19 protein-coding genes and 1 pseudogene are annotated in these 21,587 nt (G+C 67.7%); 19 read left to right on the top strand and 1 reads right to left on the bottom strand.

All coding sequences use genetic code 11. From position 1 onward, the window contains the following. The first annotated feature begins 36 nt into the window (after positions 1-36). The 15 genes and pseudogenes from VD964_RS07795 (at position 37) to pnp (ending at position 17,928) form a co-directional block, all read left to right on the top strand. Positions 37-1,074: a PhoH family protein gene (locus tag VD964_RS07795; RefSeq protein ID WP_414637108.1), complete on the top strand. Its 1,038-nt coding sequence runs from the start codon at positions 37-39 to the stop codon at positions 1,072-1,074. After that, positions 1,071-1,577 (top strand): rRNA maturation RNase YbeY, encoded by a 507-nt coding sequence (ybeY, locus tag VD964_RS07790; RefSeq protein WP_324867264.1) that lies wholly within the window; start codon positions 1,071-1,073, stop codon positions 1,575-1,577. Before VD964_RS07795 ends, ybeY begins: the two co-directional genes overlap by 4 nt. Next, complete coding sequence (locus VD964_RS07785; protein WP_194913336.1) at positions 1,574-2,530, top strand: hemolysin family protein; 957 nt, start codon at positions 1,574-1,576, stop codon at positions 2,528-2,530. Before ybeY ends, VD964_RS07785 begins: the two co-directional genes overlap by 4 nt. A 172-nt stretch (positions 2,531-2,702) precedes the next feature. Continuing rightward, the gene (lnt, locus tag VD964_RS07780) at positions 2,703-4,316 is read left to right on the top strand and encodes an apolipoprotein N-acyltransferase (protein ID WP_324867261.1); all 1,614 of its coding nucleotides are present in this window, start codon (positions 2,703-2,705) and stop codon (positions 4,314-4,316) included. Positions 4,317-4,446: 130 nt separating this feature from the next. Continuing rightward, on the top strand, positions 4,447-4,941 hold the full coding sequence (locus VD964_RS07775) for a helix-turn-helix transcriptional regulator (protein WP_324867259.1): 495 nt from the start codon (positions 4,447-4,449) through the stop codon (positions 4,939-4,941). A gap of 237 nt (positions 4,942-5,178) precedes the next feature. Beyond that, positions 5,179-6,348, top strand: coding sequence for a methionine adenosyltransferase (metK, locus tag VD964_RS07770; protein ID WP_324867257.1), 1,170 nt, complete (start codon positions 5,179-5,181; stop codon positions 6,346-6,348). Between the two features lie 108 nt (positions 6,349-6,456). After that, positions 6,457-7,179 (top strand): tRNA (guanine(46)-N(7))-methyltransferase TrmB, encoded by a 723-nt coding sequence (trmB, locus tag VD964_RS07765; RefSeq protein WP_324867255.1) that lies wholly within the window; start codon positions 6,457-6,459, stop codon positions 7,177-7,179. Between the two features lie 264 nt (positions 7,180-7,443). Further along, entirely contained in the window at positions 7,444-7,941 is a 498-nt protein-coding gene (rimP, locus tag VD964_RS07760) for a ribosome maturation factor RimP (protein WP_324867253.1), read from the top strand. Between the two features lie 128 nt (positions 7,942-8,069). Next, entirely contained in the window at positions 8,070-9,629 is a 1,560-nt protein-coding gene (gene nusA / locus VD964_RS07755; protein WP_324867251.1) for a transcription termination factor NusA, read from the top strand. Between the two features lie 74 nt (positions 9,630-9,703). Beyond that, positions 9,704-10,504, top strand: coding sequence for an RNA-binding protein (locus tag VD964_RS07750; protein WP_324867249.1), 801 nt, complete (start codon positions 9,704-9,706; stop codon positions 10,502-10,504). Between the two features lie 21 nt (positions 10,505-10,525). Further along, the gene (gene infB / locus VD964_RS07745; protein ID WP_324867247.1) at positions 10,526-13,381 is read left to right on the top strand and encodes a translation initiation factor IF-2; all 2,856 of its coding nucleotides are present in this window, start codon (positions 10,526-10,528) and stop codon (positions 13,379-13,381) included. A gap of 238 nt (positions 13,382-13,619) precedes the next feature. Beyond that, a pseudogene (gene rbfA, locus VD964_RS07740) lies at positions 13,620-14,135 on the top strand (30S ribosome-binding factor RbfA); the annotation flags it as partial. 97 nt (positions 14,136-14,232) lie between these two features. Further along, positions 14,233-15,174 carry a tRNA pseudouridine(55) synthase TruB gene (gene truB, locus VD964_RS07735; RefSeq protein WP_324867245.1) on the top strand — a complete coding sequence of 314 codons (942 nt, stop codon included), beginning with the start codon at positions 14,233-14,235 and terminating at the stop codon, positions 15,172-15,174. Between the two features lie 14 nt (positions 15,175-15,188). Next, positions 15,189-15,458 carry a 30S ribosomal protein S15 gene (gene rpsO, locus VD964_RS07730; protein ID WP_014249210.1) on the top strand — a complete coding sequence of 90 codons (270 nt, stop codon included), beginning with the start codon at positions 15,189-15,191 and terminating at the stop codon, positions 15,456-15,458. Positions 15,459-15,816: 358 nt separating this feature from the next. Continuing rightward, complete coding sequence (gene pnp / locus VD964_RS07725; RefSeq protein ID WP_063635661.1) at positions 15,817-17,928, top strand: polyribonucleotide nucleotidyltransferase; 2,112 nt, start codon at positions 15,817-15,819, stop codon at positions 17,926-17,928. Between the two features lie 75 nt (positions 17,929-18,003). On the opposite strand, the gene VD964_RS07720 is transcribed toward pnp, so the two are convergent. Next, the gene (locus tag VD964_RS07720; RefSeq protein ID WP_324867240.1) at positions 18,004-18,738 is read right to left on the bottom strand and encodes an SDR family oxidoreductase; all 735 of its coding nucleotides are present in this window, start codon (positions 18,736-18,738) and stop codon (positions 18,004-18,006) included. A 116-nt stretch (positions 18,739-18,854) separates the two neighbouring features. On the opposite strand from VD964_RS07720, the gene VD964_RS07715 reads away from it, so the two are divergent. The 4 genes from VD964_RS07715 to VD964_RS07700 all read left to right on the top strand — a co-directional run bounded on the left by VD964_RS07715 (position 18,855) and on the right by VD964_RS07700 (position 21,585). After that, positions 18,855-19,541 carry a YafY family protein gene (locus VD964_RS07715; protein ID WP_324867238.1) on the top strand — a complete coding sequence of 229 codons (687 nt, stop codon included), beginning with the start codon at positions 18,855-18,857 and terminating at the stop codon, positions 19,539-19,541. Positions 19,542-19,671: 130 nt separating this feature from the next. Continuing rightward, positions 19,672-20,124, top strand: coding sequence for a VOC family protein (locus VD964_RS07710; RefSeq protein ID WP_324867236.1), 453 nt, complete (start codon positions 19,672-19,674; stop codon positions 20,122-20,124). After that, the gene (locus tag VD964_RS07705; protein WP_324867234.1) at positions 20,121-20,603 is read left to right on the top strand and encodes an EVE domain-containing protein; all 483 of its coding nucleotides are present in this window, start codon (positions 20,121-20,123) and stop codon (positions 20,601-20,603) included. The genes VD964_RS07710 and VD964_RS07705 overlap by 4 nt, the downstream gene beginning before the upstream one ends. Before the next feature lie 235 nt (positions 20,604-20,838). Next, positions 20,839-21,585 (top strand): heme ABC transporter permease, encoded by a 747-nt coding sequence (locus VD964_RS07700; protein WP_324867232.1) that lies wholly within the window; start codon positions 20,839-20,841, stop codon positions 21,583-21,585. Positions 21,586-21,587 lie beyond the last annotated feature (2 nt).

Below are 21,587 nucleotides of genomic sequence, written 5' to 3'. Positions count from 1 at the left end.
ATCGACGTTCAATTCGATGACAACCGGCTTCTGCCGATGCTGTACGGGGAGCATGATCGCCACCTCGCCCGCATCGAATCCCTTCTGGGCGTGTCGCTGATCTCCCGCGGCAACACCCTGACCATCTCCGGCCCGCCCGACGCGGCCGAGACGGCCCAGGCGGCGCTGAACAGCCTTTACCAGCGGCTGACCCGCGGCCAGACCATCGACAGCGGCGAGGTCGACGGCGCCGTCCGCATGGCGACCGCCGACCCCGGTTTTGCCGGCGTCGCCTCCGGAGAGGAGCCGCGTGCGCCCGGTCAGCAACAGGCGACCATCACCCGTGCCGAGATCGCGCTGCGTACCCGCCGGCGCGGTCCGATCACCCCGCGCTCCCCCACCCAGGCCGCCTATCTGCAGGCTCTCGCCGAGAGCGAGCTGGTCTTCGGGCTCGGTCCGGCCGGCACCGGCAAGACCTATCTGGCGGTCGCCCAAGCGGTGGCGCTGCTAACCACCGGTCAGGTCGACCGCATCGTGCTGTCGCGTCCGGCGGTCGAGGCGGGCGAGCGGCTGGGCTTCCTGCCCGGCGACCTGAAGGAGAAGGTCGATCCTTACCTGCGTCCGCTCTATGACGCGCTGCATGACATGCTGCCGGCGGAACAGGTGAAAAAGCGGCTGGAATCCGGCGAGATCGAGATCGCGCCGCTCGCCTTCATGCGCGGCCGGACTCTGGGCAACGCCTTCGTCATCCTGGACGAGGCGCAGAACACCACGCCCATGCAGATGAAGATGTTCCTGACCCGTCTCGGCGAAGGCGGGCGGATGGTCGTCACCGGCGACATCTCGCAGATCGACCTGCCGTCGGGCACCCGGTCCGGCCTGCGCGATGCCCTGGACATCCTTGGCGGGGTGGAGGGGGTGCGCTTCGTCCGCTTCACCGATGCCGACGTCGTCCGCCACCCGATGGTGGCCCGCATCATCCGCGCCTACGATCAGGCCGATGTCCGCGAGGCGGCGCGCAAGCAGGCCCGCCGTACCGGTTCCGCGCCCGAAACGATCGACCGCGAGGCCGGTATCGTTGGAGATCCGGAATGACCAGCGCGGTCGATATCACTGTTTCACGTGAAGCCGGCGACTGGGCCGAGGATGCCGAGTGGCTGGCCGAGCGCGCGGCGCTCGCCGCCCTGGGCGCCGCCTATGACGACGAGGAAGGACCGGCCGAGCTGTCGGTCGTCCTGGCCGACGACGCGCTGGTCCACAGGCTGAACCGTGAGTATCGCGGCAAGGACAAGCCGACCAACGTGCTGTCCTTCGCCCTGACCGAAGCGGAAGAGCCGGAAGCGCAAGACGGCATGCCCGTCATGCTGGGCGACGTCATCCTGGCTTATGAAACGGTCGCCCGCGAAGCAACCGAACAGCGGAAAAACTTCAAAGACCACATGACTCACCTTGTGATGCATGGTGTTCTGCATCTGCTGGGCTATGATCACGAGACGGACGACGAGGCCGAGGAGATGGAAGCGCTGGAAACCCGGTTGCTCGCCAGCTTCGGAATTGCCGACCCCTATGCCGCCAACCACCAACCGCCGGACCGATGAGCGAAATATCCGACAGTCGCACGCCCCGTGATGACCACGGGGCCGAAGACCATTCCCTGGGCCACCTGTTCAAGGGGTGGCTCCGCACCGTCTGGGGCGGCCGCGAGGATACATCCCTGCGCGGCACGATCGAGGAATTGATCGCAGGCCTGGACGATGCCGCCAGCGAGGACGGCGAGGATTCGCTGGGATCCGGCGAGCGTGCGCTGCTGACCAACATCCTGAAGCTGCGCGACCGCACCGTCGCCGACGTGATGGTGCCGCGCGCCGACATCATCGCGGTCGAGATCGACACGCCCTTCCCCACCCTGGTCCAGCGCGTCGCCGAGGAAGGCCATTCCCGCCTGCCGGTGTTCCGCGAGACATTGGACGACGTGGTCGGCATCATCCACATCAAGGATGTGCTGACCCTGCTGGCGAAACAGGCGATCTCGCCGGAGGGCCTGCGCCACAGGCCGGACCTGACCGGCATCATCCGCGAGGCGAAAATCGTCGCCCCTTCCATGCATGTGCTCGACCTGCTGGTGCAGATGCGCCAGACCCGCCAGCACATGGCACTTGTGGTGGACGAGTTCGGCGGCATCGACGGCCTCGTCACCATCGAGGATCTGGTGGAGGAGATCGTCGGCGAAATCGAGGACGAGCATGACGAGACCGCGGCGCCGCGGCTGGTCGAACGTCCCGACGGCAGCCTGATCGCCGACGCCCGCCTGCCCATCGAGGATTTCGAGCACCGCGTCGGCCCGGTCCTGTCCGAGGAGGAGCGCGAGGACATCGACACGCTCGGCGGTCTGGTCGTCTCCATCGCCGGCCGCGTGCCCGGCCTGGGCGAGCGGCTGGTCCACCCTTCGGGCCTGGAGTTCGAGATCGTCGATGCCGACTCCCGCCGCCTGAAGCGCCTGCGCGTCCACAACGTCCCCGCCAACAGTTCGGAACTGGCGGAGACGGCGTAACGTCTTCGGGGTTGCCCCCATCCTGATCCTCCCCCGCCCAGCGGGGGAGGATTGGTGGGGGTCTAACTTCCCCCCTTCCACAACCCAGCCCCGCCCACAAGCACCTTGGCGCCCCCGCCCGGCCGCATTACCTATGGCGCCGCTTGCCCTTGCCGCTGCCGGAGTTTCCGCCTTGACCGCCACCGACACCCTGCCCGTCCCGGCCCGGCTGGGCCGCGTCTCCGCGCGGCTGTCCGCGCTGACCGGATGGCGCCGGATGGCCGCCGCGATGATGCTGGGCGGGCTCGCCACGCTGGCTCTGCCGCCGGCCGATCTGCTGCCGGTGCTGCTGGTGGCGTTTCCCGGATTGGTCTGGTTGCTGGATGGGGTCGAGACGAAGAAGGGCGCCTTCGCGGTCGGCTGGTTCTTCGGCTTCGGCCATCACCTGCTTGGGCTCTATTGGGTCAGCGCCGCGCTGTTCACCGACATCGAGCGCTTCTGGTGGGCCTTGCCGCTGTCGGCGGTCGGCCTGCCGATCCTGCTGGCGATGTTCAGCGGCGGCGCCACCCTGTGCTTCCACCTGCTGCGCCGCCGCGGCTTCGGCACCGGGCTGGCGCGGCCGCTGCTGTTCGCCGCCTGCTGGTGCCTGTGGGAATGGCTGCGCGGCCATGTCTTCACCGGTTTCCCGTGGAACCTGATCGGCTATGGCTGGGTCGGGGTGCTGCCGGTGCTGCAGAGCGTCTCGCTCTTCGGCATCTATGGCCTGACGCTGGTGACGGTGCTGGTCGCCTCGCTGCCGGCCGCCCTGCCCGACCGCGACACCGCGCCGCGCCGCGCCTGGGCCGGCGTTGCCGCCGGGTTGGCGCTGCTGGCCGTGCTCGGCGGCTGGGGAACCTGGAGGCTGGCCGGTGCGGTCGACGAACCGGTTCCGGACTTGCGGCTGCGGCTGGTCCAGGCGGCCATCGACCAGCGGCTGAAATGGGCGCCCGGCGAACGGGTGCAGAATTTCCAGAGCCATCTCGCCCTGTCGGCCGCCCCGCCGGCCGATCCCGCCGCCCCGCCGCCCAACGTCGTCATCTGGCCGGAGACCGCCGTCCCCTTCTTCATCGAGGACGACGCGCGCGTGCGTCAGGCGATGGCATCCGTCACCCCGCCCGGCGGGCTGCTGATCACCGGAGCGCCGCGCACCACCGTCGGCGAAGACGGCGAGCGGCGCTACTACAACGGCATGGTGGCGGTGGACGGCAGCGGCGCGGCGGTCGCCAGCTACGACAAGTTCCACCTCGTCCCCTTCGGCGAGTACATGCCGTTGCGGCAGTGGCTGCCGGTCGGCGCCATCGCCGGGAACGGGGCGGAGTTCTCCGCCGGGCCGGGGCCGCGCACCTTGCATCTTGCGGGCAGTGCCGCCGGCCTGCCGCCCTTCAGCCCGCTGATCTGCTACGAGAGCATCTTCCCCGGTGCCGTGGTCGACGCCGCCGACCGGCCGCAATGGCTGCTGAACCTGACCAACGACGCCTGGTACGGCCGCACCGCCGGACCTCACCAGCATTTCGCCATCAACCAGGTCCGCGCGGTGGAGGAAGGGCTGCCGCTGATCCGGGTGGCGAATACGGGAATATCCGGGGTGGTGGACGCCTACGGACGTGTGCGACAATTGCTCGGTCTGGGTGAACGGGGCTTCATCGATACCACGTTGCCGAAAGCGCCATCCGGCGTCACAGCCTATGCCCGCATGGGCGACTGGATTTTCGGCATAGGGCTTCTGGGCTGTTTTCTGGCGGCCTTGGCCTCGCGATATCACCGGTGACACAGCATTACGGGCAATAGGCCCGTCACAGGCAGAACAATTTCGTGCAACCGGGTTGACCGGAGCGGACTTGACTGCATACGTGGATATGTCGTAACTAGGTTGCACAACCGTTACAGGGATAAACGAGATGCAGACTGAAACTGGGGCGCCGCGCGGGCGCCGTGCGGGTGCGGGCCGTCCGAAGACCGGAAAGCCGAATCCCATCGATGTCCATGTCGGATCCCGCGTCCGTCTCCGCCGTACGCTTCTCGGCATGAGCCAGGAAAAGCTGGGCGAGGCGATCGGCCTGACCTTCCAGCAGGTGCAGAAGTACGAACGCGGCGCCAACCGCATCGGCGCATCGCGTCTGTTCGATCTCAGCCGCGTGCTCGACGTGCCGGTCTCCTTCTTCTTCGACGACATGCCGGCCGATGCCGCCGCCGCCCGTGTCGAGGACGACGACGAGGCGGGCGCTTCGGACGAGCGGGCCGCCGCCGCCTACGAGCCCGATCCGATGGCCAAGCGCGAGACGCTGGAACTGGTCCGCGCCTATTACAAGATCAGCGACCCGTCGGTGCGCAAGCGCCTGTTCGAGTTGACGAAAGCGGTCGCCAGCGCAGCCGTGGCGGAAGCGGCGGAGTAACTCCTGCCGGTTGATGTACGGCATGTGATACCCACCGAAAGGGGATGGCGCGGCGCGCCCGCGCTCCCCCTTCGTGTGGCGTGTGCGCTGATTGGTCCGATCCCTTACCGCCGGTAGTCTTCTTGACCGCGGGTGAATTCCTTGTCAAAACCGGTTTTGGACCGGTGTCTGCGGCCGCTGTACCGGTCTGCCGTTTCGGCTCATGAAATAGCGTGCCGCCGAATGCCGAGGTTTCCCGTGGCAAAGCTCAACTACGTCTTCACCAGCGAGTCCGTGTCGGAAGGTCATCCCGACAAGGTCTGCGACCGCATTTCCGACGCCATCGTCGATCTTTATCTTTCGCACGACCCGCAGGCCCGCGTGGCCGTCGAGACGCTCGCGACTACCAACCAGGTCGTTCTGGCCGGCGAAGTCCGCGGCCCCGACAGCATCAAGGCCGACCAGCTGGTCGAGGTCGCCCGCGCCGCGGTGAAGGACATCGGATACGAGCAGGACGGCTTCCATTGGGAGAAGATGGACGTCAAGTGCTTCGTCCACTCCCAGTCCGCCGACATCGCGGTCGGCGTCGACGCCGCCGGCAACAAGGACGAGGGTGCCGGCGACCAGGGCATCATGTTCGGCTATGCCTGCCGCGAGACCCCGGCCCTGATGCCGGCGCCGATCTATTACAGCCACGCCATCCTGAAGTCGCTGGCAGAGGCGCGCCATTCCGGCGCCGCCCCGCAGCTGGGCCCGGACGCCAAGAGCCAGGTCACCCTGCAGTACATCGATGGCCGCCCGACCCGCGCCACCGCCATCGTGCTGTCGACCCAGCATGCCGAGGGGCTGGACCAGGACGCCGTGCGCGAGATCGTCATGCCGCACATCGTCAACTGCCTGCCGGAAGGCTGGATGTGCGACGACAAGAACCTGTACGTCAACCCGACCGGCCGTTTCGTCATCGGCGGCCCGGACGGTGACGCCGGCCTGACCGGCCGCAAGATCATCGTCGATACCTACGGCGGCGCGGCCCCGCATGGCGGCGGCGCTTTCTCCGGCAAGGACCCGACGAAGGTCGACCGTTCGGCCGCCTATGCCGCCCGCTATCTCGCCAAGAACGTCGTCGCGGCGGAACTGGCGGAGAAGTGCACGATCCAGGTCTCCTACGCCATCGGCGTGTCGAAGCCGCTGTCGGTCTATGTCGACACCCACGGCACCGGCAACGTCGACGAGGACCGTCTGTCCGACATCCTGCAGCAGCTGGTGGACCTGTCCCCGCGCGGCATCCGCACGCATCTGGGCCTGAACAAGCCGATCTACGCCCGCACCGCCGCCTACGGCCATTTCGGCCGCGAGCCGGAGGTCGACGGCGGCTTCTCGTGGGAGAAGACCGATCTGGTCGGCGACCTGCGGAACGCCTTCCTCTAAGGCGCCTTCGCGGCATAGTATCCGCAGCCGATGCGGAAAAGACGGCAGGGGCTGGAAACGGCCCCTGCTTTCTTTTGCGCTTTCCTCATTTCCATGCAGCGTTCCGACATGACCGACGACAGCACCTCCGGTTCCCTTTCCGAAAGCTCCAACCGCCTGTTCGGGCGCCGCAAGGGCCGGCCGTTGCGCAAACGCCGGACGGAGCTGATCGACACACTGCTGCCGCAGCTTCAGATCGCGCTGCCGAAGCCCGGCGACAGCCTGGATCCCGCCGGGCTGTTCGACACGCCCAAGCGGGAGGTCTGGCTGGAGGTCGGGTTCGGCATGGGCCATCACCTCGCCTGGCAGGCCGAGCACAATCCGGATGTCGGCTTCATCGGCGCCGAACCCTTCATCAACGGCATCGCCGGCCTGCTGGGCATGGTGGAGGACGGCGGGTTGAGCAATGTGCGCATCCAGCCCGACGACGCCCGGCCGCTGCTGGACGCCCTGCCCGACGCCTCCATCGGCCGCGCCTTCGTGCTGTTCGCCGATCCCTGGCCCAAGAAGCGTCACGCCGACCGCCGCTTCATCGGACCGGAGAACCTGCCGCGGCTGGCCCGCGTGCTGAAGGACGGCGCGGAGCTGCGCCTGGCCAGCGACGACATGGGTCTGGTGCGCTGGATGCTTGAACACACGGTGAAGCATCCCGATTTCGAATGGACGGCGCGCCGCCCGTCGGACTGGCGCGTCCGGCCGGACGACTGGCCGGCGACCCGGTACGAGGAAAAGGCCATCGCCGCCGGCCGCAAGCCGGTCTTCATGCGGTTCGTCCGTCGCCCGCGACGCTGACGCATACCCGTTCCGCTTGAGAATCCGACCGGCAAAGCCGATCAGGCCCGAAAAGGCTTGCGGCATCGGGCGGAATGACTATATTCACCCTCTGAGAACCCATACGGATCGGCGGCCCGGGCAACCGGGCCGGCGAGACGCTTTGCGGGTGGGCTTTTGCCCACTTATTTTTTTATCAGCGTGTGGAAACGCGCGCTTTTTGAACCTTCTGTTGTGGAAACCTCGTCCGGTTCGATCCCGGCCGCAGGCTTTGGGTTAGGTGGAATGGACGCTACAGGTCGCATCGAACAGATCATCACGCCGTCGGTCGAAGCCATGGGCTATGAGGTCGTGCGCGTTCAGATCTCAGGCGGCCAGCGGTCGATTCTCCAGATCATGGCTGAGCGCGCCGACGGCGCGCCCATGACTGTCGAGGATTGCGCCGACATCAGCCGCTCCGTCTCGGCCCTGCTGGACGTGGAAGACCCGATTCGCGAAGCCTACACGCTGGAGGTCAGCTCGCCCGGCATCGACCGGCCGCTGACCCGCCTCAAGGATTTCGAGCGCTTCGCCGGCTTCGAAGCCCGGCTGGAGAGCCGCATGGCCATCGACGGCCGCAAGCGTTTCAAGGGCATGCTGAAGGGCGTCGAGGACGGCCTCGTGTGCGTCGACACCGAACAGGGACCGGCCCGGCTGGAGTTCGACAACATCCTGCGCGCCAAGCTGGTGCTGACGGACGAGTTGATCCGCGCCAGCCAGGAGCAGGAGGGCCCGCAAAACTGACGGCCCGGGTCCGCCAAGGACACGCCGACAGGATGCCCGCCCCCGAAAGCCGAACCGATATCCCGCCGAACCGACCGGACATCACGCAAGACCGGCATCACACAAGACCGAGCCAGGAAGTGTAACGGATGGAATTGCTGCAAGTCGCTGACGCGGTCGCCCGCGAAAAGAACATCGACCGGGACGAAGTCCTGGAGGCGATGGAGCAGGCGATTCAGAAGGCCGGCCGCTCCAAGTACGGCCACGAGCACGACATCCGCGCCCGGATCGACCGCAAGACCGGCGACATCCATCTGACCCGCCATCTGGAGGTGGTCGAGACGGTGGAGAACGAGGCGACGCAGGTCACCCTGCCCTACGCCCAGCGCCGCAAGGCCGGCGCCAAGATCGGCGATTTCCTGGTCGACCCGCTGCCGCCGATCGATTTCGGCCGCATCGCCGCCCAGACCGCCAAGCAGGTGATCGTGCAGAAGGTGCGCGACGCCGAGCGCAAGCGCCAGTTCAACGAGTACAAGGACCGCAACGGCGAGATCGTCAACGGTCTGGTCAAGCGCGTCGAATACGGCAACGTCACCGTCGACCTGGGCCGCGCCGAAGCGATCCTGCGCCGCGACGAGCTGCTGCCGCGCGAGCATTTCAAGAACGGCGACCGCGTGCGCGCCTATATCTACGACGTCCGCGAGGAACCGCGCGGGCCCCAAATCTTCCTGTCGCGCACGCATCCCATGTTCATGGCGAAGCTGTTCGCCCAGGAAGTGCCGGAAATCTACGACGGCATCATCGAGATCCGGGCGGTCGCCCGTGATCCGGGAAGCCGTGCGAAGATCGCCGTCCACAGCAACGACAGCTCCATCGACCCGGTCGGCGCCTGCGTCGGCATGCGCGGCAGCCGCGTCCAGGCGGTCGTCGGCGAGCTGCAGGGCGAGAAGATCGACATCATCCCGTGGTCGGGCGAGGCGGCGACCTTCGTCGTCAACGCGCTCGCCCCGGCCGAGGTCGCCAAGGTCGTGCTCGACGACGACAACCGCCGCATCGAGGTGGTGGTGCCCGACGACCAGCTGTCGCTGGCCATCGGCCGCCGCGGCCAGAATGTGCGCCTCGCCTCGATGCTGACCGGCTGGGACATCGACATCCTGACCGAACAGGAAGAGTCGGAGCGCCGGTCGGAGGAGATCCACAACCGCTCCGCCCTGTTCATGCAGGCCCTGGACGTCGACGACGTGATCGCCCACCTGCTGGTCGCCGAAGGCTTCACCTCGGTCGAGGAGATCGCCTTCGTCGAGACCGAGGAACTGGCCGAGATCGAAGGCTTCGACGAGTCGGTCGCCGACGAGCTGAAGCAGCGCGCCCTCGCCTTCCTGGAAGTGCAGGACGAGCAGGCGAACGAGCGTCGCCTGGAACTGGGCGTCGAGGACATCGTCGCCGAGCTGACCGGCTTCACCGCCACGCAGCTGGTGAAGCTGGGCGAGAACGGCGTGAAGACGCTGGACGATCTGGCCGATCTGGCCGGCGACGAGCTGGTGGAGATCCTGAGCAAGGACGGCGCCAAGGACGCTCCCACCGAAGAGGAAGCGAACGCGATCATCATGGCCGCGCGCGCCCACTGGTTCGAGGGTGAGGAACAGGACGGCGCCGCCGCGGCCCCTGCGGCAGATGGCAGCGCCGGCGGCCAGGGCGCGCAGGCCTGACCGGCAGCAATGCCGGTTGGAACTGCGCCCGACAGGAACCATTATTCGGGACCGCGCGAGCGGATGACGATCGGATGACCGAACGGAACGACGAACGGACACCGACCGCCGCCGCGGATGCGGTGCCGGATCAGGAATTGGCACAGGACGAAGGTGCCGGGACGGACCGCCTGCCGGCCGACGACGAGAAGGGGCCTCTGCGCCGCTGCATCGCGTCGGGTACGGTCGGGCCGAAAGAGGGCATGATCCGCTTCGTGATCGGCCCCGACGGCGAGGTGGTGCCGGACCTGGAGGAACGTCTGCCCGGTCGCGGCCTTTGGGTCACGGCCGACAGGGATGCCCTGGCGAAAGCCATGGGGAAATCCGTTTTTGCCAAGGCGGCCCGCCGGGCGGTGAAAGTACCGCCCGATCTGGCCGAAAGGCTGGAACGGCTGCTGGAACGGCGTTGTCTGCACGCGTTGGGCCTTGCCCGCCGTGCCGGCCACGTCCTGGCAGGATACGAAAAGGTGCGCGAGGCGTTGAGGGCCAACCAGGTCGGCCGTGCGGGTCCCCCGCCGGCCCTGCTGGTCGAAGCCGCGGACGGCTCGCTGGACCAGCGCGGCAAGGTGACGGCGCTCGCGCCGTCGCTGCCGGTGATCGATCTGTTCGAGTCCTCGGCCTTGGCCGCGGCGCTGGGACGCGATCACGCGGTGCATGCCGTGGTGGCGCGAGGCAGGCTGGCCGCTGGGCTGGTCCGCGAAGCGGCACGCTTGAGGGGGCTGAAAGGTCCCCGGGGGCACCTGGACCTGAAAGGTCCCCAAGGGGATCGGGATGCGCACCAGGATTCTGATAAGGGCTTGGGAGTCGGCGATACGGCCGGCCGGCCTGCGATGTAACGTCTGACCATTCGGGAACCGATGACCGACAGCAACGACCAGGACCAGAAGAAAGTCTTGCACCTAACCGGCGCCAGCAAAGGAAAGCTGGAGTCGAAGAAGCCGGTCGAGACCCAGGTCCGGCAGAGCTTCTCCCATGGCCGGTCAAAAGCGGTGACCGTAGAGGTCAAGCGCAAGCGTCATGTTGAAAAGGGCGCCGTGCCCGGCGTCGCAGACGGCGGCGCCGCCGCGCGTCAAGCTGCCCAGGGCCTGCCCATGCGCGGTGCGCAGGGCCAACGACCCCGCGGTGGCGGTGCCCCTGCCGGGCGCCAGCTGACCCGCGAGGAGCTGGAATCGCGCCTGCGTGCCCTTCGCGGCGCCGCGGCGTTCGAAGAGCAGCGCCGGATCGAGGCCGAGGAAGAAGCGGTGCGCGCCGAAGCCCGCGCTGCCGAGGCCGCGGCCCGCGCCGCCGAAGAGCCCGAAGCCACTCCGGCCGCCCCCTCCGAAGCCGCCGCTCCGGCCGCCGCTGAAGCTCCGGCCCAGACCGCGCCGGAAATGCCGCCGATCATTCTGGACGCCGAGACCTTGCGCCAGCGCGAGCTGGACGAGATGCGCGCCATTCAGGAAGCAGATCGCAAGGTCGCCGAAGAGGCCGAACGCCGTCGCAAGGAGGAAGAGGCCAAGCGCAAGGAAGCCGAGGAGGCCAAGCGCCGCGACGCCGAACCGCCGGCCCGCCGTGATGGTGGCCGCGATGGCGCAGCCCGCGACGGTGCCCGTCCCGCCGGTGCCCGTCCTGCCGGCGACCAGCGCCCCGGTGGTGCTTCCGCCCGTCCTGCCGGCGACGCCGCTCCCGGCCGTACCCCGCCGGGTGCCGGCGCCCCGCCGGCCCGCGCCGTCGAGGAGGAGGAGGACAACCGTCGCAAGGGTGGCCGTGGCGGCGCCCCGGCCAAGGCCGCTCCGGCCCGTCCGGCCGCCAAGGCTCCCGCCGGCGCCGACCGCCGCAAGGGCACCAAGCTGACCGTCTCGCAGGCGCTCAGCGACGACGGCGGCGACCGCACCCGGTCGCTGGCTGCCGTCCGCCGTGCCCGCGAGCGTGAACGCCTGCGCCAGATGAGCCGTCAGGAGACCGCGAAGGTCACCCGCGACGTCGTCCTGCCGGAGGTCATCACCGTCCAGGAGCTGGCCAACCGCATGGCCGAGCGTGGCGCCGACGTCATCAAGGCGCTGATGCGCATGGGCGTCATGGCGACCATCAACCAGACCATCGACGCCGATACCGCCGAACTGGTCATCACCGAGTTCGGCCACCGCGTCCGCCGCGTGTCGGAGTCCGACGTCGAGATCGGCCTGCGTGCCACCGAGGAAGAGGGTGCCGTCCTGGTGCCGCGTCCGCCGGTCGTCACCATCATGGGCCACGTCGACCACGGCAAGACCTCGCTGCTCGACGCGCTGCGCCAGACCGACGTGGTGTCGGGCGAGGCCGGCGGCATCACCCAGCACATCGGCGCCTATCAGGTGCAGCTGGAGTCGGGTGCGAAGATCACCTTCATCGACACGCCGGGTCACGCCGCCTTCACCGAGATGCGTGCCCGCGGCGCCAACGTCACCGACGTGGTCGTGCTGGTGGTCGCCGCCAACGACGGCGTCATGCCGCAGACGATCGAAGCCATCCGCCACGCCAAGGCGGCCAAGGTTCCGATCATCGTCGCCATCAACAAGTGCGACCTGCCCGATGCCAAGCCGGAGCGCGTCCGTCAGGAACTGCTCCAGCACGAGCTGGTGGTCGAGGAGATGGGCGGCGACGTTCTCGACGTCGAAGTGTCGGCCAAGGCCAAGCGCAACCTGAACAAGCTGGAAGAGGCGATCCTCCTCCAGGCCGAAATCCTGGAGCTGCGGGCCAACCCCGAGCGCGCCGCCGAAGGCGTCGTCATCGAGGCGAAGCTGGAGCGTGGCCGTGGTTCGGTCGCCACCGTGCTGGTCCAGCGCGGCACGCTGAAGGTCGGTGACGTGTTCGTGACCGGTGCCGAATGGGGCCGCGTCCGTGCGCTGATCAACGACCGCGGCCAGAACGTCAACGAGGCGGCCCCGGCCGTCCCCGTCGAGGTCCTGGGCCTGAACGGCACGCCGATGGCCGGCGACGACTTCACCGTCGTCGAGTCCGAAGCCCGTGCCCGCGAGATCGCCGAGTTCCGCCAGCGCAAGAAGCGCGAAGCGGTGGTTGCGGCCTCCGCCCGCGGTTCGCTGCAGGACATGTTCAGCCGCATCCAGGCCGGCGAGGCCAAGGAACTGCCGGTCGTCATCAAGGGCGACGTGCAGGGCTCGATCGAAGCCATCGCCAGTTCGCTGGAGAAGCTCACGGCCGAGAACACCGAGGTCAAGGTCCGCGTCCTGCACAACTCGGTCGGTGCGATCAACGAGTCCGACATCACGCTGGCGAATGCGTCCAACGCGATGATCATCGGCTTCAACGTCCGCGCCAACCCGCAGGCCCGCGACCTCGCCAAGCGCGACGGCGTCGAAATCCGCTACTACTCGATCATCTACAACGTGATCGACGACGTGAAGGCGGCGCTGACCGGTCTGCTGTCTCCGACGCTGCGGGAACGCTTCATCGGCTACGCGACCATCCGCGAGGTGTTCAACATCACGAAGGTCGGCAAGGTCGCCGGTTGTATGGTCACGCAGGGTGTCGTCAAGCGCGGCGCCGGCGTCCGCCTGCTGCGCGACAACGTCGTCATTCACGAAGGCACGCTCAAGACGCTCAAGCGCTTCAAGGACGAAGTCAAGGAAGTGCGCGAGGGCTACGAGTGCGGCATGGCCTTCGAGAACTACGACAACATCCAGGCCGGCGATCAGATCGAAGCTTTCGAGATCGAGGAAATCGCTCGCGAGCTGTGACCTGTTCGGTTCGCCCGATCCCTTCCGGTTTCCCGCCGGGAAGGATCGGGTGGCCTTTTTGGTTTTGCGGGGCGCGGGATCAGTCCTGCGCCCTGTTCCTATATTGGGGTGATCGCCACCGCCTTAAGCCTGCCCGGCGGGCGGCGGTTGGGGTGGAAGACCGACAGCTCCCATATGTGTGTGATCGGCCGGTGAGCTGAAGCAGCCCGGCAAGAGACATCGACGAAAGACACGTACCATGGCCAGCAAGAAGCGCGGCGCGTTCATCGCCGGCAAGCCCCCGTCCCAACGGCAACTGCGCGTCGGCGAGGAGGTGCGCCACGCGCTTGCCGACCTGTTCCGCCGCGGTGACTTCCACGATCCGGAGCTGGCCTCGCTGAACGTCACGGTCACCGAGGTGCGGATCAGCCCCGACCTGTCCAACGCCACCGTCTTCTATTCGACGCTGGGCGGCGAGCGGATGGAGGAGGCGCAGGTCGCCCTGAAGCGGGCCGCCGCCTTCCTGCGCGGACAGGTCGCGCGCATGGTCAACCTGCGCCACGCCCCGACGCTGAGCTTCGAAGGCGACACCTCCTTCGACTACGCCCACCGCATCGACAGCATCCTGCACAGCCCGGAGGTCGCCCGCGACCTGAGCGGCCACCCGCTGGGCCGGGTCAACGGCGACGACGACCATGACGAGGATGAGGACGATTCCTGGGACGAGGAGGACGATCTCGGTCCCGACGAGGCGGACCCCGATGAGTCTGACGAGGACGACGACCTCGAGGATGACGACCGCGCCATGCTCGATGACGAGGATAAGGGCGAGGACAAGGGCGAAAACGACGACGAGAGCCGGGGCGGGCGTCGTGGCTCGTAAGCGCAAGGGCACGCCGATCCATGGCTGGATCGTGCTGGACAAGCCCGAGGGCATGACCTCCACCCAGGCGCTGTCGAAGGTACGCCGCCTGCTGAACGCCGAGAAGGCCGGGCATGGCGGCACGCTGGACCCGCTGGCGACCGGCATCCTGCCGATCGCGCTGGGCGAGGCAACCAAGACGGTCTCCTACGCCATGGATGGCGCCAAGACCTACCGCTTCTCCATCCGTTGGGGCGAGCGGACGACCACCGACGACCGGGAAGGCGCGGTGATCGACCGCTCCGACCACCGGCCGACCACCGAGGCGATCCGCGCCGCCCTGCCCGCCTTCCTGGGCGAGATCCAGCAGGTGCCGCCGCAGTTCTGCGCCATCAAGATCGACGGCGAGCGTGCCTACGACATCGCGCGCGAAGGCGACGCGGTCGATCTCGCCGCCCGCACCGTGCGCATCGACCGCTTCGAACTGGTCGAGGAACCCGACGCCGACCATGCGGTGTTCGAGGTGGATTGCGGCAAGGGCACCTATGTCCGCTCGCTGGCCCGCGACCTGTCGGAGGCGCTGGGCACGGTCGGCCATGTCGGGCTTCTGCGCCGTCTGCGCGTCGGGTCCTTCAGGCTGGACCGCGCGATTTCCCTGGACGAACTGGCCGCCATGGAGCAAGGTGCGGCCGTCGAACGACTTCTGTTGCCGATCGAGACCGCGCTGGACGACATCCCGGCGCTGGCCCTGACGGAAGCGGAAGCGCACCGACTGAGGCACGGCCAGACGGTGGCTCTCCTCACCCGGCAGGATCGTGAACGGCTGATGGCGGTTCAGGGTGCTGACGGTGGGGATGGCACCGTCATTGCGCTTTTCGGTGGAACGCCGGTGGCGTTGGCCCGTGTCGAGGGGGCGGAGGTCCGTCCGGTGCGCGTGCTCAACCTCACGTGATTTAGGAGACCCCGATGTCGATTACGCCCGAGCGCAAGCAAGAGCTGATCAAGGAATTTTCCCGCGGCACCAACGACACCGGTTCGCCCGAGGTCCAGGTGTCGATCCTGACGGAGCGCATCAGCAACCTGACGGAGCACCTGAAGGGCCACAAGAAGGACTTCCACTCCCGCCGTGGTCTGCTGGTGATGGTCGGTCAGCGCCGCCGTCTGCTCGACTACCTGAAGAAGAAGGATCAGTCGCGCTACGCCGCTCTGATCGAGCGTCTGGGCCTGCGCCGCTAACGGCAGCGCCGTCCCGCTGACGGGTTCGGGTTCCCCTGGCCGGCCACCGGCCGGGGGTTTCCCCAAATCAGCGGGCCATGAAGTCGAATACCGTATTCGTCGTCCACCTGTATCGTTCCGGAACACCTCATTGGTTATTGGCAATAGAAACTCGATCTTGAGCGTTTCGTAACGGACAGGCCGGCCCGATCATTCGGGGACCGGCCTTTTTTGCATCCGCAACGCCTCTATCTTGATTCGTTCAGTGCTGTTGTCGAACACCATATCTCCAGTTTTCTCGCGGGGTCCTACGACCGATGGCCCCGGCCTTGGGCGGCAATCCGGCCGTTGCAGGGTGTCGGATGGAAGGAAAGAATCCATGTTCACTGTTCATCGCAAGGAAATCGAGTGGGGCGGCCGCAAGCTGGTCCTGGAAACGGGCAAGATCGCCCGTCAGGCCAACGGCGCGGTTCTGGTCACCTATGGTGACACCACCGTCCTGTGCACCGCCGTCGCCGCCAAGGCGCCGAAGCCGGGCGTCGATTTCTTCCCGCTGACCGTCAATTACCAGGAAAAGGCCTTCGCGGCCGGCAAGATCCCCGGCGGCTTCTTCAAGCGCGAAGGCCGTCCGACCGAGAAGGAAACGCTGGTCAGCCGCCTGATCGACCGTCCGATCCGTCCGCTGTTCGCCGATGGCTTCCGCAACGAGACGCAGGTCGTCTGCACCGTGCTGAGCCATGATCTGGAGAACGATCCGGACATCGTGGCGATGGTCGGCGCCTCGGCCGCCCTGACGATTTCCGGCATCCCGTTCCTGGGCCCGATCGGCGCCGCCCGCGTCGGCTACAAGAACGGCCAGTATGTGCTGAACCCGACCATGGACGAGGTCGAGGACAGCGACCTGGATCTGGTCGTCGCCGGCACCGTCGAAGGCGTGCTGATGGTCGAATCGGAAGCCAAGGAACTGACCGAAGAGGTCATGCTGGGCGCCGTCATGTTCGGCCACACCAACTTCCAGCCGGTGATCAACATGATCATCGACCTGGCCGAAGAAGCCGCCAAGGAGCCGTGGGACCTGCCGGAGCCGGCCTACGACCGCAAGGCCCTGAAGGCCCGCCTGCGCGAGACCGTCGGGTCGGACGTGGAAGCCGCCTACACCGAGACGGTGAAGCAGAGCCGCTATGAGAAGGTCGGCGCCGCCAAGGCGAAGGCGCTCGAGACGCTGGCCGAGGAATTCGACGCCCAGTCGATCGGTTTCGAGTTCAAGGAGCTGGAGGCCGACATCCTGCGCGGCGCCGTTCTGAAGACCGGCCGCCGCATCGACGGCCGCGACACCAAGACCGTGCGCCCGATCGTGTCGGAAGTCGGCGTGCTGCCGCGCGCCCACGGTTCGGCCCTGTTCACCCGCGGCGAGACCCAGGCGCTGGTCGTCACCACGCTGGGCACCAGCCAGGACGAGCAGATCATCGACGCGCTCGAGGGCGAGTACCGCGAGCACTTCATGCTGCACTACAACTTCCCTCCGTATTCGGTGGGTGAAGCCGGCCGCATGGGCAGCCCGGGCCGCCGCGAGATCGGCCACGGCAAGCTGGCGTGGCGCGCGATCCACCCGCTGCTGCCGAAGAAGGAAGACTTCCCCTACACGCTGCGCGTCGTGTCGGAAGTCACGGAGTCCAACGGCTCCTCATCGATGGCCACCGTCTGCGGCACCTCGCTGTCGCTGATGGACGCCGGCGCGCCGCTGGCGCGTCCGGTCGCCGGCATCGCCATGGGCCTGATCAAGGAAGACCACGGCTTCGCCGTCCTGTCGGACATCCTGGGTGACGAAGACCACCTGGGCGACATGGACTTCAAAGTGGCCGGCACGGAAGTCGGCGTCACCGCGCTGCAGATGGACATCAAGATCACCTCGATCACCGAGGAGATCATGAAGATCGCGCTGGGCCAGGCCAAGGACGGCCGCCTGCACATCCTGGGCGAGATGTCCAAGGCGCTGACCGGCGCCCGCGAAGGCGTCAACGAGAACGCCCCGCGCATCACCGTGATCAACATTCCGAAGGAGAAGATCCGCGACGTGATCGGCTCCGGCGGCAAGGTGATCCGCGAGATCGTCGAGCAGACCGGCGCCAAGATCGACATCGACGACGACGGCACCGTCAAGGTTTCGGCGGTCGACCAGAAGAAGTCGGACGCCGCCATCGAGTGGATCAAGGGCATCGTCGCCGAGCCGGAGATGAACGTCGTCTACACCGGCAAGGTCGTGAAGGTCGTCGATTTCGGCGCCTTCGTGAACTTCCTGGGCTCGCGCGACGGCCTCGTCCACATCTCCGAACTGGCGCAGCAGCGCGTCGGCAAGGTGTCGGACGTCGTGTCGCAGGGTGACTCGGTGAAGGTCAAGGTCATCGGCTTCGACGACCGCGGCAAGGTCAAGCTGTCGATGAAGCAGGTCGACCAGGCCACCGGCGAGGACCTGACCAAGAAGGCGGAGTGATCCGTCTCTCCCGGTTCGGGTAACGAAAAAGCCCCGGCTCGCAAGAGCCGGGGCTTTTTTCTTTCTGCGGCGCCGTCAGCGTCCGCCCGATACGTCAAGGATCGCCCCGGTCGTGTAGGATGCGGCATCGCTCAACAGCCAGATGGCGGCCTCGGCCACCTCCTCCGCTCGCCCGGCCCGCCCGAGCGGAGCGTTGACGCCCAGGCGCTGTGCGCGGCCGGGCTGGCCTCCGCTGGCGTGGATCTCCGTGTCGATCAAACCGGGGCGGATCGCGTTGACGCGGACACCCTGCGGTCCCAGCTCTTTCGACAGCCCGACCGTCAACGTGTCCAGCGCCGCCTTCGATCCGGCATAGTCCACATACTCGAAGGGCGAACCGAGCCGGGCCGCCGCGGAGGACATCAGAACGATCGACCCCGCCCCCCGCGGTGCCAGACGGCGCGCACTCTCGCGCGCACACAGATAGGCCCCGAAGACGTTCACCTCGAACACCCGGCGCATCCGCTCGGCGCTCATTTCGGTCAAGGGGCAGGATGGTGCGACGATGCCGGCGTTCACCACCACGCCGTCGAGCGGCCCGAGCTGCTGTTCCGCCGCCTCGAACATGGCGACGACATCCGCCTCGACCGCCACGTCTCCGCGCAGCGTCACGGCCCGTCCGCCGCCCGCCCGCACAGCGTCGGCCGTTTCACGGGCGGTGGTTTCGTTGCCGACATAGTTGATGCCGACCGACCAGCCGCGGCTGCCGGCCAGCAGGGCAATGGCCTTTCCGATCCCGCGCCCGCCGCCGGTGATAAGAATGGTCTTCATCAGTTCCTCTGGATTGAGCCTCAACCACCGCGACAGTATGCTTGGCCGAACCGGGTGAACACCCCCGAACAAGCGGTGCTTTCCACCGCGCCTCTCGTCCCTTTCCCTCCGGTACCATGTCGCGCGCCGAACGTCTCCTCGATCTGATGCAGGTTCTGCGGCGGCATCGCCAGCCGGTCAGCGGCAAGTCGCTTGCCGGCGAGTTGGGGGTCAGCCTGCGCACGCTCTATCGCGACATCGCCACCCTGCAGGCACAGGGCGCGATGATCGAGGGGGAGCCGGGGGTCGGCTATCTGCTGCGCGCCGGCTTCCTGCTGCCGCCGCTGATGTTCACCGAGGAGGAGGTCGAGGCGCTGGTGCTGGGGTCGCGCTGGGTGGTCGACCGCGGCGACAGCCGGCTGGGCGGGGCGGCGCGCAACGCGCTCGCGAAGATCGCCGCGGTGCTGCCGCAGGACAAGCGGGAGGGGCTGGACGGCTCCGCCCTGCTCGTTGGGCCGGGTGAGCCGATCGCCGCAGGAGATGCCGAGTTGGCGACCATCCGTACCGCCATCCGCGGCGAACGCAAGCTGGAGATCGCCTATCGCGACCGCGACGGGTCGGAGAGCCGGCGCATGGTCTGGCCCTTCGCGCTTGGCTTCTTCGACCGGGTGCGGGTGATGGTGGCGTGGTGCGAACTGCGCCAGTCCTTCCGCCATTTCCGCACCGACCGCATCCTGGCGCTGACCGCCAGCGACACCCGCTATCCCCGCCGCCGGCAGGCGATGCTGAAGGAATGGCGCGCGGCGGAGGGCATTCCGCAATGAGGATGGGAGGGGGCTGACACCATGCTGACGGAAACTGTCAGCATGTCGGCCTAGTCTTGGCTTTGCCGGTGGGGCGGCGAACGGAACGAACCGGCCGCCCCACCCCATCCCTTCAAGACCGGAGCCAGCCATGACCGCCACCGCAACCACCGCCACTGCCAAGCCCACCACTGCCAAGCCCGCCGCCAAGCTCGCGCTCGATTTCGTCCTGCTCCATGTCGACAGCCCGGCCGCCAGCGCCGCCTTCTATGCCGACCTGCTGGGCCGGCCGCCGGTGGAGGCCTCCCCCACCTTCGCCATGTTCAAGGCGGGCGACGGGCTGATGCTGGGCCTGTGGTCTCGCCATACGGTGGAGCCGGCCGCGACCCTGCCGGGAGGCAGCGAGATCGCCTTCACCGTCGCCGACGAGGCCGCGGTGCGCGACCTCCACGCCGACTGGAGCGCCCGCGGCCTGACCATCCTGCAGCCGCCGACCGCGATGGATTTCGGTCATACCTTCGTTGCACGCGACCCCGACGGCCACCGGCTCCGCGTGTTCGCCCCCCATAGGGAAGAGAACCAGTCCGAGCAGGTGCGGTCGTGAGCGGCGGCACGCGCACCGGCAGCACACGCACCGGCAGCTGGATCGCGGTGGCCAGCGCCGAGCATGTGCGGCGCGGCCGGGCCGGCGGCTTCATGCAGGTCTGCCACGGCAAGGCGGCGCCGCTGCGGCGGATCCGGCCGGGCGACCGGGTCGCCTACTACTCCCCCACCGACCGGTTCGGCGTGGCGGACGGGCTGAAGTCCTTCACCGCCATCGGCACCGTCCTGGCGGGAGAGCCCTACCAGTTCGACATGGGCGGCGGCTTCATCCCCTTCCGGCGCGACGTGTCCTGGTGGCTGGCGGAGGAGGCACCGATCCAGCCGCTGCTGGACCGGCTGGAGCTGACCGCCGGGGTGCGGAACTGGGGCTATCCCTTCCGCTTCGGCCTGCTGCCGGTCAGCCCCCGCGATTTCGACCTGATCGCCGGGGCGATGCGGGCGGCCTTGGGCGAGGGATTGCGGGAGGAACTGGCCGCCTGACCGAAAAAAGATCCGCCGGCGGGAAGGGATGAAAATCCCCTCCCCCGGCGTCCATACAGCCAATGAACCGAGTGCCTCCAGGGGCTTGGGACCTCTCATACCTTGGTGTCAGAGTACGAACGAATGGCGGTTCTTCCTGACCGAGATCAAGGCGAAACCCCTCGCAGTCCGCCATACATGCGCTTATATCGTCCGCAAGCCTGACCAAGGTCACTTGTACCGGGGCCATCGTTCTATGCATCGCTTCGCCAATCCCGCCCGTTTCCTGCGCCTGTCGGCCGTGCTTCTGCCGTGGTGCGCCGGGGCGACCGTGATCCTGACGATCCTCGGGCTGTGGCTCAGCCTGTTCGGCTCGCCGCCCGACTATCAGCAGGGCGAGACGGTGCGGATCATGTACATCCATGTTCCCGCCGCCTGGATGAGCCTGTTCGTCTACACCAACATGGCCGTCGCCGCGGCGGTTGGTCTGGTGTGGAAGCACCCGCTGGCCGACCTGTTCGCCAAGGCCGCCGCCCCCATCGGCGCCGGCTTCACCTTCGTGTGCCTGGTGACCGGGTCGCTGTGGGGAGCGCCGATGTGGGGCACCTGGTGGGTGTGGGACGCGCGGCTGACCAGCGTGCTGATCCTGTTCTTCCTGTATCTGGGCTACATGGCCCTGGTGAACGCCTTCGACGATCCGCAGCGCGGCACGAAGGCCGGCAACGTCCTGCTGCTGGTCGGCATCGTCAACGTGCCGATCATCAAGTTCTCGGTCGACTGGTGGAACACGCTGCACCAGCCCGCCAGCGTCGTGCGCATGGGCGGCCCCAGCATCGACCCCACCATGCTGACGCCGCTTCTGGTGATGGCCGGTGCCTTCACCGCCTATTTCCTGTCGGTGGTCCTGCTGCGCGTGCGCACGGAGATCGCCCAGCGCAAGATACAGACGCTGCGGCTGTCGGTTGCCGGCGACGGCGCGGTGACGGACGGAATGCAGGGCTGAGG

It is taken from the genome of Azospirillum sp. (assembly GCF_035628975.1).
GTDB lineage: Bacteria > Pseudomonadota > Alphaproteobacteria > Azospirillales > Azospirillaceae > Azospirillum.
This window is presented reverse-complemented; position numbering and strand designations above follow the sequence as displayed.

Bases quoted from the DNA above. Each gene is read 5' to 3' on its own strand.
- VD964_RS07795 (WP_414637108.1), top strand. From the start codon at position 37: ATGCTGTACGGGGAGCATGATCGCCACCTCGCCCGCATCGAATCCCTT.
- ybeY (WP_324867264.1), top strand. From the start codon at position 1,071: ATGACCAGCGCGGTCGATATCACTGTTTCACGTGAAGCCGGCGACTGG.
- VD964_RS07785 (WP_194913336.1), top strand. From the start codon at position 1,574: ATGAGCGAAATATCCGACAGTCGCACGCCCCGTGATGACCACGGGGCC.
- VD964_RS07775 (WP_324867259.1), top strand. From the start codon at position 4,447: ATGCAGACTGAAACTGGGGCGCCGCGCGGGCGCCGTGCGGGTGCGGGC.
- trmB (WP_324867255.1), top strand. From the start codon at position 6,457: ATGACCGACGACAGCACCTCCGGTTCCCTTTCCGAAAGCTCCAACCGC.
- rimP (WP_324867253.1), top strand. From the start codon at position 7,444: ATGGACGCTACAGGTCGCATCGAACAGATCATCACGCCGTCGGTCGAA.
- nusA (WP_324867251.1), top strand. From the start codon at position 8,070: ATGGAATTGCTGCAAGTCGCTGACGCGGTCGCCCGCGAAAAGAACATC.
- VD964_RS07750 (WP_324867249.1), top strand. From the start codon at position 9,704: ATGACCGAACGGAACGACGAACGGACACCGACCGCCGCCGCGGATGCG.
- infB (WP_324867247.1), top strand. From the start codon at position 10,526: ATGACCGACAGCAACGACCAGGACCAGAAGAAAGTCTTGCACCTAACC.
- rpsO (WP_014249210.1), top strand. From the start codon at position 15,189: ATGTCGATTACGCCCGAGCGCAAGCAAGAGCTGATCAAGGAATTTTCC.
- pnp (WP_063635661.1), top strand. From the start codon at position 15,817: ATGTTCACTGTTCATCGCAAGGAAATCGAGTGGGGCGGCCGCAAGCTG.
- VD964_RS07720 (WP_324867240.1), bottom strand. From the start codon at position 18,738: ATGAAGACCATTCTTATCACCGGCGGCGGGCGCGGGATCGGAAAGGCC.
- VD964_RS07715 (WP_324867238.1), top strand. From the start codon at position 18,855: ATGTCGCGCGCCGAACGTCTCCTCGATCTGATGCAGGTTCTGCGGCGG.
- VD964_RS07710 (WP_324867236.1), top strand. From the start codon at position 19,672: ATGACCGCCACCGCAACCACCGCCACTGCCAAGCCCACCACTGCCAAG.
- VD964_RS07700 (WP_324867232.1), top strand. From the start codon at position 20,839: ATGCATCGCTTCGCCAATCCCGCCCGTTTCCTGCGCCTGTCGGCCGTG.